Source organism: Olleya sp. Hel_I_94 (assembly GCF_007827365.1).
Taxonomy (GTDB): domain Bacteria; phylum Bacteroidota; class Bacteroidia; order Flavobacteriales; family Flavobacteriaceae; genus Olleya.
In genome coordinates this window covers 676,374-690,168 of the sequence record NZ_VISI01000002.1, presented here as the reverse complement: position 1 = coordinate 690,168, position 13,795 = coordinate 676,374, and the positions used below count along the sequence as shown (strand labels likewise).

13 protein-coding genes are annotated in these 13,795 nt (G+C 30.9%); 9 read left to right on the top strand and 4 right to left on the bottom strand.

Annotated features, from left to right (window positions below):
* Positions 1–47: 47 nt before the first annotated feature.
* The 7 genes from JM82_RS06115 (at position 48) to JM82_RS06085 (ending at position 8,794) form a co-directional block, all read left to right on the top strand.
* Positions 48–1,109 carry a hypothetical protein gene (locus JM82_RS06115; protein WP_145001835.1) on the top strand — a complete coding sequence of 354 codons (1,062 nt, stop codon included), beginning with the start codon at positions 48–50 and terminating at the stop codon, positions 1,107–1,109.
* A 134-nt stretch (positions 1,110–1,243) separates the two neighbouring features.
* Positions 1,244–3,205: an AAA family ATPase gene (locus tag JM82_RS06110; protein WP_145001834.1), complete on the top strand. Its 1,962-nt coding sequence runs from the start codon at positions 1,244–1,246 to the stop codon at positions 3,203–3,205.
* Positions 3,195–3,779 carry an NUDIX domain-containing protein gene (locus JM82_RS06105; protein ID WP_145001833.1) on the top strand — a complete coding sequence of 195 codons (585 nt, stop codon included), beginning with the start codon at positions 3,195–3,197 and terminating at the stop codon, positions 3,777–3,779. Before JM82_RS06110 ends, JM82_RS06105 begins: the two co-directional genes overlap by 11 nt.
* Positions 3,780–3,824: 45 nt before the next feature.
* On the top strand, positions 3,825–5,060 hold the full coding sequence (locus JM82_RS06100; RefSeq protein ID WP_145001832.1) for a DUF6638 family protein: 1,236 nt from the start codon (positions 3,825–3,827) through the stop codon (positions 5,058–5,060).
* 69 nt (positions 5,061–5,129) lie between these two features.
* Positions 5,130–5,666: a hypothetical protein gene (locus tag JM82_RS06095; RefSeq protein WP_145001831.1), complete on the top strand. Its 537-nt coding sequence runs from the start codon at positions 5,130–5,132 to the stop codon at positions 5,664–5,666.
* Between the two features lie 72 nt (positions 5,667–5,738).
* Positions 5,739–7,502, top strand: a complete 1,764-nt coding sequence (locus JM82_RS06090; protein ID WP_145001830.1) for a hypothetical protein — start codon at positions 5,739–5,741, stop codon at positions 7,500–7,502.
* A gap of 242 nt (positions 7,503–7,744) precedes the next feature.
* Complete coding sequence (locus JM82_RS06085) at positions 7,745–8,794, top strand: T9SS type A sorting domain-containing protein (protein WP_145001829.1); 1,050 nt, start codon at positions 7,745–7,747, stop codon at positions 8,792–8,794.
* A gap of 53 nt (positions 8,795–8,847) precedes the next feature.
* Here the strand turns inward: JM82_RS06085 and JM82_RS06080 are convergent, their stop codons facing one another.
* Genes JM82_RS06080 through JM82_RS06070 form a run of 3 tightly spaced genes read right to left on the bottom strand, consistent with a single transcriptional unit; the run spans position 8,848 to position 10,638 of the window.
* A complete protein-coding gene (locus JM82_RS06080; protein ID WP_145001828.1) occupies positions 8,848–9,324 on the bottom strand; it encodes a GNAT family N-acetyltransferase in 477 nt (158 codons plus the stop codon).
* Positions 9,325–9,326: 2 nt separating this feature from the next.
* Positions 9,327–9,617 (bottom strand): hypothetical protein, encoded by a 291-nt coding sequence (locus JM82_RS06075; RefSeq protein ID WP_145001827.1) that lies wholly within the window; start codon positions 9,615–9,617, stop codon positions 9,327–9,329.
* Positions 9,610–10,638: a formimidoylglutamase gene (locus JM82_RS06070; protein ID WP_145001826.1), complete on the bottom strand. Its 1,029-nt coding sequence runs from the start codon at positions 10,636–10,638 to the stop codon at positions 9,610–9,612. The genes JM82_RS06075 and JM82_RS06070 overlap by 8 nt, the downstream gene beginning before the upstream one ends.
* Positions 10,639–10,732: 94 nt before the next feature.
* On the opposite strand from JM82_RS06070, the gene JM82_RS06065 reads away from it, so the two are divergent.
* A complete protein-coding gene (locus JM82_RS06065) occupies positions 10,733–11,617 on the top strand; it encodes a chromosome partitioning protein ParA (RefSeq protein ID WP_145001825.1) in 885 nt (294 codons plus the stop codon).
* A 100-nt stretch (positions 11,618–11,717) separates the two neighbouring features.
* On the opposite strand, the gene hutI is transcribed toward JM82_RS06065, so the two are convergent.
* A complete protein-coding gene (gene hutI / locus JM82_RS06060; protein WP_145001824.1) occupies positions 11,718–12,953 on the bottom strand; it encodes an imidazolonepropionase in 1,236 nt (411 codons plus the stop codon).
* 157 nt (positions 12,954–13,110) lie between these two features.
* On the opposite strand from hutI, the gene JM82_RS06055 reads away from it, so the two are divergent.
* On the top strand, positions 13,111–13,701 hold the full coding sequence (locus JM82_RS06055; protein ID WP_145001823.1) for a Crp/Fnr family transcriptional regulator: 591 nt from the start codon (positions 13,111–13,113) through the stop codon (positions 13,699–13,701).
* The last annotated feature ends 94 nt before the right edge of the window (positions 13,702–13,795 follow it).

Here is a 13,795-nt window from a genome sequence, read left to right as displayed (position 1 = left end):
TAACAGACTTAAAACGGACTATAACAACTGAATATTGAACAATTAAAATGAGTATAAACCACATTGTCACACCATTAGATTCATCTATATTAGATAGTAAAGATCAATATGTGTTTTATCACAAAAAGGTAGATTTTGCCTTAAAAGAATTAATTGTTGGCGTACAACAAAATGGCTTATGTACTCCACAAGAAATTGTTTTCTTTAAACAATACTGCGACTTACTACTATACTCCATAGAAGCCATGCGTGTCAAATACATGTACGATGAGGAAGACAACATGAAGGTAGACGTTACAGATTCTGGTTTTCCTAATTATTTAGAGTTTAGATACCTATATAACGACCTGTCTTTACGCGACAACTATTTAAACAAATTAAAAGATGTGTCAGAACTTCAAGACGAATTTCTGGACCAATTATTACGCAAAAAACAACCTGTTAGGCGTGATAAATTATTTCAAGCAGCATCAATAGTATATTACACATCAGTAGAGCAGCAATATATTTTTAACCGTTTTGTACAAGGTAAAATTATAAAAGCACCAGAAGGTAGTAAGGCAACTTACATGACCAGTTGGAGTTTTTACGATGTCTCCTTAAACCGTCCCTTTATTTGCTATATGTACTTTGATTATGATGGTAAAGATCCATTAAAAGAAAAAGAAGACATATATGACACTTTAAAAACAGTAGCAGATCGTAAAATGAATATGGATACTATGGCTTATGGTATTGATAGACGATTAAAAAATGTATTTCCAAAACACATAAAACGTTTGGATATAGGTGCTTTTCATAACGTATTTGCAAAAGATGATAACGATTTAACGCACACCATACTAGAAGCAATAGGTAAAAAAGAAATTCCTTTAGAAGCTTATGCTTTGTCTTTTAAAGTGCACGAAGTATTTACAGGAGGCCAATTTAAAGAAGGTGGATATTTTAGCAAACAAACACTCCAAAATTGGGGTACACCAATAAAAGAAGGTTACGTATTTGCACCACATCGTATCATCCAATTACTATACAATAAAAATCCAGAGATTATGAATAAGTTGGCAAAACCACCTTTTCAGGTATCTGATTTAAAAATTGATAAAAATTAAAAAGAATTTACCATCGCAGTCTCAGTTTTGTAGTCTTGCGATTTTAAAAATAAATAAATATTCAAAGTTTAAGAAGCGTAAGCATTTTGAGTAATCACTGTATACTGCGACTAAAAACCGAAAACTAAAATTACATGGAACACAACTCAACCTTCCCTATAAAAAAATCAGAATTAGACGTTTTACGTGACGAAGCTTCATCATACTTAAAAAGTATCAGTTGGGAACAAGGTTCTCGAGCAAAAAATAAAGATAAAGACGCTAAAGATGAGTCAATATTATTATACTTGTCTAAAGCAAATAACGGATCGTCTGCATCAATCACTTCGGTTTCAAAAACCATTTTAGCATTAAAAAAGCGATTATTACCAGATTCGGTAGCCATACCAATTCTTTTAAATCAAACATTATACGCAGTTCAAGAAGGTTTAACGTTAGGGATTTGGATAAAAGACAGTTATTATGATGCCTCAGGTTTATCTAGTCTAAACGAGCGTAAATCGGCTTTGGATAATGATGGTAGACGTGAGTATGAAAGTAAGATGCAAACAGCAAGTGCGTTTATGTTATTTGCGACTGCTTATAAAATTTTACACTTGTTAAAACCTCATGCTTCTGACGATTTAAGTGTTATGAAGCAAAAATTTGCTGGTATTCCAGAAGTCTCATTACTATCACCATTAAAAGGGGTCTCTTGTGCGTTATTTTATTATGATAAATATTTAGCACATCCAGATATTGTAAAATCTGACAAAGACGTTGCAGATTTTACAGTAGTATATTTTGAAGCTTTGTTAACCGAAATCAGTTTACGCAGAAGCAACTTAGAATATACTGAGACTATCGTTGACAGAACATATAAACTAGAGAACAGTGATTTTGCTATTTCAGGATGGGAAAACACCTTTCAAGGTACCGCAAAAAGTGTTGAGTTTAATAAAATTCAATTCGAGCAAATTGTAGGTAACAGAGATGCAAAACACTTTGCAAGACGTTTGACGGAACGTATGTTGAGTTACGATTTTGAAGCAAAGAAAAACCCCTTTCAAGAGCTTGGTGGTTTTATGCCAGTTTTTATGGGTTACGGTATTCCTGGAACAGGAAAAAGTATGTTAATTGCTGCAATAGCAACTAGATTAAAAGAACATTGTGATCATTTAGACATTCCGTTTTTATTCCACCCAATGCCAGATACTTTAATTAGTACATTTCAAGGTGGATCTGCCGAGAAGATGGTGGATTGGATGAAACCAATGCAAGATCCTTCAAAATTAATTTTTGCACCTATCGATGATGCTGAAAATAACCTGCAAGAACGTACAGCACAAGGTGTGTCTGCAGGTGTAAAAGAGGTCATTGGTGTCTTTTTAAGATATACAGAAGGTGCTTACGCAGTTAATTATGGTAACAGCTCGATTGGGTTGTTTACTAACCTTCCAGAAATGTTAGATAAAGCAGTTATATCACGTGTCCAAGGTCGTTTTAAAATTGATGGTGCACGTAGTGAACATGATTTTTTAGATCAAGATCATTTATGGTGGAGTAAACTGGATAAGACTATGCCAGAGTTTGTTAACATGCAAGGACCTGCAGATTATAAATATTTACAGGATCAAGGACTAGCAACCAATATGGGAGAAATCTTAAACGTGTCAGATAAACCAACGGAATTACGTGTTTTAGAAGCTTACGATAAAGCAGAAACACAACATAAAACAAACTCGCACCAATTTTATGCGACTTTATATAAAGAGATTCAGAAGATATTTCCATTTTTCTCTTCCAGAGATGTGCGTAATATCCAAAGTGCAGTGTCGCTACGTTTAACAGATTTTGATTTAGAACAAAGCTGGTTTGATAATCCGGAAACGTATTTCAAAAAAGATTATGATACTAAATTCAATATGTTACAAGAATTAATGAAATCTAACATGAAAGGTTTAAACTTTTCAGAAATTAGAAGACAAGAAGTGGTAAGATATTTAGACAACGTTGCAACTATTGCAGATACTGACTTTAAACGTAAAGTAGACGCTAGAATCAACCAATTAAACATAGAAACTAAAGCAAGAGATTTATTTAGTAATGGCCAATAAATTAAAAAATGTAGTAATAAATACCTTATACAAAGGTTGGGCAACGTTAAACGAGGTATCGTTTTCATATAAAATGAAAAATGAATCTTGGGTAAATCAAAAGCGCGAATCTTATGATAGAGGTGATGGAGCAACAGTTTTGTTATATAACAAGATTAATAAAACGGTTATTTTAACAAAACAATTTAGAGTGTCAACGTTTTTAAACGGAAATGACTCTGGTTTTGTTCTAGAGGCTTGTGCTGGGATGTTGGATAATGACCAACCAGAAGCTTGTATTATTAGAGAGATTGAAGAAGAAACTGGTTATAAAGTTGACACAGTTACTAAAATATTTAAGGCCTATTCTTCTCCAGGAGCTTTGACTGAGATTTTACATTATTTTACTGCAGAATATACAGATGACATGAAAGTTAGTGATGGAGGTGGTTTGGATAGTGAGCATGAAGATATTGAAGTTTTAGAAATACCATTTACAGAAGCTTTACAAATGATTAAAACAGGTCAACTAGTAGATATAAAAACCATTTGTTTGTTGCAGTATGCGCAAATAAATAATGTGTTTGAAGCGTAACCGTAACCTTGTGATAAATAATAATAAAAGAAATTAAAAGGTGTAATGAATAAACTAAAATTAGCAAACCTTTACAGAAGTGAGCTTATTCCCATTAGTGGTAAGTTGGTAGATCGTTATAATCTATGCCTTCAAAAATTAGGATTTACACCAACAAAACTAACCCATTTTTCAATTGATGGTATTGGTTATAGTCCAGAGATTGCAGAAGAAAAAGGAACAACAATGTACCTTAATAATGGCGAAGCTAATCCACATGCCATAATTATTTCACCTTTACAAAAAGGAAAACCTGTCTATTCTCCTTTTCATAGTTTTGATAGAGAGATGATGAAGCAGGTATTTCAAGTTCATGGTCAAAAAATCAATGATATTACAAGGGATTCTGCTATTTGTATAGATTTTGACCAAGATATTGATGCTTTTTATGAACCACTAGATGTGCTTAAATACGATAAGGTTTATATCAAATTTCATTTAATAAATAACTTAGATCAAATACAAAAGCAACAACAGCAATTAATTGATGCTTTTAAACAAGGTAATAATTTTATTGATGAAGATTTACATGCAAAACTTTTAGAATCAGCCCAAACATATGGCGATTTACGTGGACGCGATTTAAGTTTGCACAGTTTACAATATCAAACAGATTCATTTTACACAAAGTCGTTTGGAGGTGTTTATATTTTGCGTGATTTTATTTCGCCAATTATTGTTTTTGAAAATCTTAAATGGTACAAAGAAGCTATTAAAGACACAATTCACGACATTACTATTTTTCATATTGAGCAGCCAGAATTAATGGACAAATTGCGTAATCATGTTATTATTGAACACGATTTGGAAGAAGCTTTAAACACAGATCGTTACCAACGTATTAAAAAAATGGAATTTGCTATGGCGTTAAAAGATACGCAACATCCATTACGTGATATTTTAAATGATGCAGTATTATTTAAAAGTTACCTAAATAAACTAGATATTAATACCAGAAAACGCATCATGGGTGTGGAGTTGTATTTGGATAAACTTGAAGTTAGTAACCAATACAAAATAGCAGATATAGTAGATTCTAATTTGTTTAATGCATTGCATTTACCACACTCTTCATTAATAGCAAAGCATCAAGATTTAATATGGAAATTATTAATTAATGTGGCTCCTAAAGATGTTTTATTCTTGTATTGGTATGATAAAGAAGAGTTTTATAGACAATATAACACATGGGACGACTCATTTAAAGATTGGGTTATAGAAACCATAAGTAACAATATTTAAAAATTATAGACTAATTTAGTAAAGGTTGCAATCAAACACCTTTTTATTAACCAAAACACAATTAAAACCATGGGTTTAGAAATTATAATATTTTTTGGAGCAATTCTTTTTGGGATTTTTATTTATTGGACAGAATCTAAAAGTAATGCAGTGTATCGCTTTTTTAACAAAGTATTTAATAGTAAAGAACTACAAATGAAACCAGGAAATCCAAAAGGATTTATCTACAAGCAAGCTGTTTTGCCTAGAGTATTGTTTGTTGCATTTACATTTTTAATTGCAGCGCTAATCATTCAGTTTTTAACTCCAATAGCTATTTTTAGTACATATTATGGTATTTCAGCATTTGCTTCTGCTATTTTCGGAACTTTAATAGGAACTTATGTTGCAAACTTTGTGCTTAAATCAGGAGAGGTGATTGAGCAGCAATCAGACTCAATAGAAGATGTAGTAAAAGATGGTTTAAATAAAGGGAAAGAGTTTTTAGAAGACTTTAAAAATAAAGATGCTAAAGTCGTAGAAGAAGCTAAAAAAGAAATAAAAGAAACACCTAAAGCACCAGAAAAAAGCGCTAGAGAACGTCTTAAGGATAAAGGACTAATGTAATTTTTAGAAATTAAATAAAAATAAAACACAATTCGGTTTTTAGCAAAAGCTAATTACCTAAATTATAGATATATGATTAAAAAGTATTGGAATCAAGGCGGAAAACAAAAAGCAGTTTTAATTATTGTAGCAATAATTGTAATTGCATTATTGTTTTTTTTAAGAGACGATTATCAACCTGTATTGTTATTTATCCGTAAATATATTTTTGTCATTTTATTAAGTGCGATACTATTGTTTTTTGGACTTCGTAGCTTCCGAAACTCGGCATCTACAGGTAAACGTCTAGGTATTCTTGCAGGATTATTGGTCTTTTTTGGAGTGCTTTACATAGCAGGTTGGCACTATCAATTGTATGATTATATGAAAACATATAACGTATTTAATAATTTAAATAAAGTTGAAATTAACGAACTGCCTTTAACCCAAAACGAACGCATTCAGCCTTTACGAAACATTTTTTCTATGGCTAATGAAAGCGTCGGAGAAACCAAAGATGTTTCATTACCACATTTAGTAAGAGTGGATGACGAGAACAAATGGACTATGGCGATTCAACCTACTGAAAAATATGTGTGGCAAGGCATTAGTGATAATACTGAAGAAGTGTTTTCAGTGTCAAGTACGACACCTTTTCCTCGTTTCTCTAACGAAAACCGTATTTCAACCACATTTTCTATTGGTGAGTCTTTAAAATTTAGCAGAAACACATACAATGCAGTAGTACAACGTTTTAATCCTTGGATGCTATTTAATTACGAACCAAGTGACACGTTTTATATGAAAAATGACAACGGTCAATGGGTAGAAGTGGTAAGTTTAATTAAATGGAAAGGTTTTTTCTTTCCTTATCCAACCTTTGGAGGTGTAATGGTAATAGATAGTGGTGCACATGATTTTAGCGATTATATTGAGCGTGTTACGATAGGTAAAGGAACCTTTATAGCACCAGAAGATATGAAGAATCATCCTTATTTAACACGTCAAAACACATTATCAGAAAAAGTATCACGTTTACAAGCCGAATCGCTTAAGTTTTTAGGTGGATTTAGTGATCCATTACCTTGGAACATGGAAACAGCTGTTAAGATACCTAATCTTCCGGATGATCAAAACCAACAACCATTTGTGACGGATTTTGATTTTTCAGACTCAAAATCTGATGCTTATAGTGGTTTGTATCATTGGTTTGGTTTAGAGCCAGTGGGCGATGAGCGTACAAGTTTAACCTTTAGCGTGTTTGTACCAGCTGATGGAACAAACAAACTATATTATTATGATCATGCCTCAAAAAAACAAGGTTATGCTGGTGTTTCGGCAATGCCTTTAAAGGTTATTGAATCCAGAAAAGAATATGATTGGTCCGTAAATAAGCCTGTCGAGTTTAGACCATACATTAAAAATATAGCAGGTCGTAAACGTATGTTCTTTTTAGGGACTATATCTTCAATAAAAGCAGAAGGAGCACAATTTGATGGTTCTGCAACACCAGATTTAGCTTTAATTGATAGCGAATATAGAGATGTTGTTTGGATAGATGCAAAACACCCAAGCCAATGGGAAAAATCTGTTTACAATCAATTAAATGAAGCTTGGCGAGCAAGTGAAGGTATTGAAAATTATTATATGGACGATGAAAAAGCAGTAGAAGCTATAATGAAAGATTTAAACGATCAATTTATAGCTATTGATACTACAGATTTAAAAGGTAACACAATAAAAGAAAAAGAATCCCTAGAGGCTTTACAGCGTAAATATGACTCTATGGTCAAGCAAAAAGAAGCAGACGATATTGCTAAATTAAAACGCAAAATAGACTCGTTGGAAAATAAGTAAAAAACTAATTAATTATATTAAGCCTGTTTATAATATTACTATTGTAAACAGGTTTTTTATTGTAGGAAAAAAACGACCAATGGTAATTAAATTGGTATAAATGGAACTTTTTTTAACCTTTTTAGATATATTTTTGCAACTGCTATAATGTAGCTATTATTTCAATTTTTATCAAAATCTAATTAAAAACCCCTTTCCTAAATTTTGCCGAAAATTAATTTTTAAGGCTTAAAAATTCGCTTATGAAACAAATTTACAATTTATTATTTTTAGTGTTTGGTATCTTTACAATCAATGCTCAAACAACTGTTGTGACAACTGGTACAACTAACCCTTATAGGTTATCATTGTCTGGTAACGACTTGTACATATCAGAGTTTAATAGTGGTATTATCTCTAAATTAGATATTACTGCTCCATTACCAACGACTAAATCAAATGTTATTACAGGATTAAATAGACCAATGGGTATTGTTGCAACAGGTAACTATATTTATGTGGCAGAACATTTTGGTAATAAAATATCTAGAATTGATATTTCTGCACCAACAGCAACAATGTCAACAGTAATTTCTGGTTTAAATAATCCAACAGGATTAGCTATTAAAGGAGACGAACTTTATTACGCAGAAACAGGTAGTAATTCAATCTTTAAAATAAACCTAACAGATGCAGTGCCAACCGCTGTTTTAGTTGCTAACGCATTTAATGCACCTTACGGAATCTTTTTTAAAAATGATATACTGTACATCGCTGAGTTTTCAGGTAATAAAGTGTCTACACTTGATGTCGCATCAGGTGCAACAACTGGTACAGATTTTATTACAGACTTTAATTCTCCTATCGATTTAACTATAAACGGAAACACGTTATATGTAGCAGAGTATACTGCAAATAAAGTTTCAAAAGTTGATATTTTAGCAGCAGTACCAACTAAGGAAGATTTAGTGTCTGGAGTACAAACTCCGATTGGTTTAGCAGCTAACACTAGCGAAGTTTATATAGCTGAATTTGATGCAAATAAAATTTCTAAATATAACTTACCGACTTTATCTGCAGATGGGTTTGTTTTAAGCAAATCGTTACAATTATATCCTAATCCTTCTAGCAACTTTATTAAAGTGTCTAACATGGAAAAAGCTTTAAATTATACTGTTTATAATAGTTTAGGACAACAAGTGTTAAAGGGTAAAGTTGAAAAAAATGAAAGTATAGATATTCAAAATTTATCTAGTGACTTATACCTATTTAAATTAGAAGATGGTAATACTTTAAAGTTTATTAAAAAATAAACGGTTACTTAATATCTTATAAATTAAAAGCACTAAATTTTTTAGTGCTTTTTTTATTCCTTTAGGTCAAATTCCATTTTTATATTAGCACGTTTATATGGTGTATTTTTTTCTAACACGACTTCTTTAAAACCAAACTTATGATATAAATATATAGCATTTTCTAATTTACGATTAGAGTAGAGTAGAAGTCTTTCAAACTTTTTGGCTTTAGCAAAATTAATACAATGCTCTAGTAATTGTTGACCAATTTTATGACCTCTTAAACTTGGTGATACAGCCATTTTTGTTAATTCAAAACCAGCTTCATTTTTTAAGGGCATGAAGGCATAGGTACCAACAATTTGATCTTCAAATTTGGCAAAAAATATATAACCACCTTTATCAATGATGTATTGGTCAGGTTTGCTTAAAACCTCTTCGTCAAAAGGTTCAACATAAAAATATTGTTCTAACCATTCTCTGTTTAGTACGTAAAAATCCTTGGCGTATTTTTTATCAAAAGGGATAATGTTAATAGTAGGTTTCATTTTTATTTTAAAATATAAATTGCAAATAATAACAATAAAATTGAAATTACAGATATAAAAAAGGTCAGGTTAAATATAGACTTATCTGCTACTTTTTTTCTAAATAAATCAACAATCATCCAAATAGGAATTGCAATACTTAATCCTAAAGCAGGTAAGGTCATAACACTTGATAATGTTGTAAACCAATTTAAATTAACTTGATTAATATGTAAAAAAAGAAGTGTAATTATAAAAACAAAGACTAGTAAGGCTAATGCTAGTCTAATGTATTCTATTTGTAATTTAGTCATTTTTATTAGAGTTTGAGCGTATAAAATCTGTAATTAAATAGCTAATTAGTTTACCAACTTGTGTGGCCTTTTTATTTTTAGCTACAGCTTCACAGATATGTAAATATTTAACATTGTCAAGTGCTGCAAAATAATGTAAAAATTGTCTTGTTTTTTCTGCTGAAAAGCCACTAGATGTTTGCGCACTACTAGGAGTGTTTATAATTGCATCGCAATCTATTTCAATTCCAAAATGGGTTGTATTTACATGTTTTTTGGCACGTCGTAATTCTTTTTTAAATTTTGAATTTTGTCTGACAGCTAGCGCTTCATAAGTATTAAAATCTAAATGTTTATTGTCTTTAAATTGAGTAAATACTTGTGACGATGTGTAATTTTCGTGTAACCCAAATGCAAAATAGCGTTTTAAAAAACCTTCAGCGTAAGCGTAACTAAAACCATTACCACTATGTCTTCCTTCTAATGCTCTAAAATCTGCATGTGCATCAAAATTAATACTATTTATGGGTTGTTTTAAAGCTAGGCTTGTACCTTTTATCATTCCATAAGCATTATTGTGTCCACCACCAATTGCGATGGGTATTTTACCTGCTTTTACAATATTGGACACTAAATCTACAACATGTGTATCCATTTGAGCCACTAATTTTCTGGCTTTAGAGATATGCTTAGGATCATCTTGATTTAATTTAGAAAGCTGTTTTTGCTCTTCGGTAAAGTCTAAATGGCCTAGGATCAAAACATTTTTGGCATTAGTAAAAGCATTACTTTGGATATTTAACAAAACTTTAATTGTAGCATCCCAAGCGGTTGAAGTGCCTGATTTACCTAGATTTGCAAATACACCAATAGCTTCTGGTATACCAAAAATAACGTACTTGACGTCCAAAGGTTTAAGAGAATCGTATATATTTGAAACGCTGGTTAACGTGTTAGTATGTTCTCCAAATTTAGTTTCGCCAAGACGAGTATTTAGTAGATTATTTATAATTGAGTTATCAAATAAAACTAATTTATCCATTTACTTTTTATGTAGTTTTGAAAAATTAAAATTACGTTTTTATTATTAAAGAATAACTAGAAAATTAACGATTACAATTTAAAAACAAATAATTATGGCAAATAAAACAGCAAGTACAGGTTTGAAGGTTGCATTAGGTATAGCCTTAGCTTTATTTATCGGAACCGGAATTTATACATCGACTTTGTATAAAGACAAGCAACAAACTGAGCAGCAATTAACACAAGAAAAAAATGACGTTTTAAACGACTTAAATACAATGGTAGCTAAATATGATGTCGCTTTAAGCGAAAGTCAAGTGACTAATCAAAATTTAGTAGAAGCTAGAGAGCGTATTCAAAGTTTAATAGACTCGTTAAAAGTATCTGAAAACAACGTTAGTAGTTTATGGAAATACAAAAAGAAGTATTTAGCATTACAAGATGAAATGGATGTTTTATTATCTGAAAACGATAGATTAAAAGTAGAAAACATGCATTTAGCGACTACTTTAGATAGTACTAATGTTAGATATGAAGAAAGTAGAATGTTTAATGATTCTCTAGTTGTACAAAATACAGCGCTTGCAGAAGTAGTAGAAAATGCTGCAGTTTTAACAACAGCAAACTTAAAGGGATTTGGAGTTATTGAACGTAATAATGGTAAACTTATTCCAACAGAAAGAGCAGGAAGAAGTGATAAAATTAGAGTATGCTACACAGTTGCTAAAAATAAATTAGTACAGTCAGGAGATAAAGAATTGTATGTACAAGTTATAGATCCTAAAAACAATATATTAGGTGTAAATCAACAAATTAAGTTTGGTGAACAAACACTTAATTATAGTATTATTAGTAAGTTTAATTACGAAAATGGAAATCTAGATATCTGTGAATTTATAGTAAATAGTACAGATGATGATTTTGAAAAAGGACGTTACCAAGTAAACGTTTTTAACTCAAACGAATTGGTTTCAAGCTCTGAGTTTACACTTAGATAATAGCTTGAACTAATATTAATTGTTTATTCCATAACAAAAAACCTGAAGGCAAATGCGTTCAGGTTTTTTTATATTTAAAACATAAGGCACTTATGTTTTGCTAGATTATTTCACCATTAATTATTACTGTTTCTATATGGTTATCACCAAAAGCATAGGGTAAATAATTATAGCTAGATATAGGTTTAGTAATTATTACATTAGCTTTTTTTCCTTTGGTAATACTACCATATTGATTTGATATTCCCATTGCATAAGCACCATTTAGTGTTGCAGCATTAATGGCTTCTTCAGGTGTTAACCTCATTTTTATACATGCAGTACTTACAACAAAATTCATATTTCCAGAAGGTGTTGAGCCAGGATTATAATCTGTTGCTAAAGCTAAAGGTAGTCCAGCATCAATTAATTGTCTTCCTGGTGTGTATGGTATACTTAAAAAGTAAGAGCAAGAAGGTAACGCAACTGGCATTGTATTACTGTCTTTTAAAGCATTAATGTCTTCGTTATTTAATTCTTCTAAATGATCAACACTTATGGCATTGTGTTTTACAGCTAAAGCAATACCTCCAAAAGCATTAAATTGATTAACGTGTATTTTAGGAATTAAATTATAGTCTTGTCCTGCCTTAAGTATTTGTGCTGTATCGTCTAAATCAAAATATCCCTTTTCGCAAAATACATCAATATATTGGGCTAAATTTTCTTTAGCAATTTGAGGTAACATGTCATTAATTATCTGATCTAAATAACCTTGTTTATTATTTTTAAACGCTAATGGTAATGCATGAGCACCTAAAAAGGTAGCTTTAACTTTTATTGGAAAATCTTTTTTAAGTCTTTTTATAACACGTAGCATTTTAAATTCTGCTTCAGGAGTTAGACCATAACCTGATTTTATTTCGATTGCACCTGTACCCAAACTCATAACAGCTTTAAGTCGTGCAACAGATTGGTTATACAGGTCATCTTCACTAGTTTCCTGCAGTGTTTTAGCGCTATTTAAAATACCACCTCCACGATTAGCTATATCTTCATAACTTAAACCATTAATACGGTCTACAAACTCTTGAGATCTGTCGCCAGCGTACACAATATGTGTATGCGAGTCACACCAAGTAGGTAATACCAATTTACCTGACGCATCAATAATTTGGTCCGCATTTATACCTGTAACGACAGACATCTCTCCATAATCTACGATTGTGTCATTATCAATTAATAAGTAAGCGTTTTTTATAGTTGGTAATTCCTTCATTTGTAAACCAGAAACTTTTAAAATAGTTTCATCTCTTACTTGAAGTAATTCCTTGATATTTGTAATAAGTATGGTCATAATTGGGCAATAATTTAAGTTCAAATATAGATAAAATGCATAGTACTGAATAATTCTTTTTACATTACTTATTATATTAATATAAATGCGCTACATCGAAAACTTATAGGCTCCATCATTTAAAATGATACATTTAACCTGTGTGTAAATAATTATTATGGTAGCTGAAAAGCCAATGTATTACAATGAAATTAAATCTTATATAACATCATTTTATCCAATATCCGAAGCGTCTTTTAATTTGGTTTATGAAATTGCTCATATTAAGCAAGTTAAATCAGGAACTGTTTTAGTAAATATAGGAGACGTTCCTAATAAAATATATATGATAAATAAAGGGGTTATGCGCTCCTATGTTAGATTAGAAAATGGGAAAGAGGTAACAAAATCAATTTTTGTACCTAGAATCATTTTAGCGTCATTTCGTGCGTTAATAAATCAAACGCCTTCTGAGTGTATTTACGAGTCTTTAACCGACTGCGAAATTTACGAGGTTGATTACTTTAAGTATAAAGCACTTTGTGAAACTAATGCAGAGGTACTTGGCTTTCATGCTAAGTTTTTAGAACAATTATTGTGTCAGAATGATGCTAAACATATTGAGCTACTAACAATGAATGCGAAGCAGCGTTATTTAAAATTAAGAAAAGTTATACCAAATATAGATAATTTAATACCTCAATATCAAATTGCAAAATTTTTAAGTATCACTCCAGTGCAATTAAGTAGGATTAGAGCAAAACTATAGTATTTATTAACATATGTTAATGAATAGAAATTTAATTAGTTATAAACTTGTAATGGTTATTTAAAACCATCCCTATTTATAATTAATAACTAAC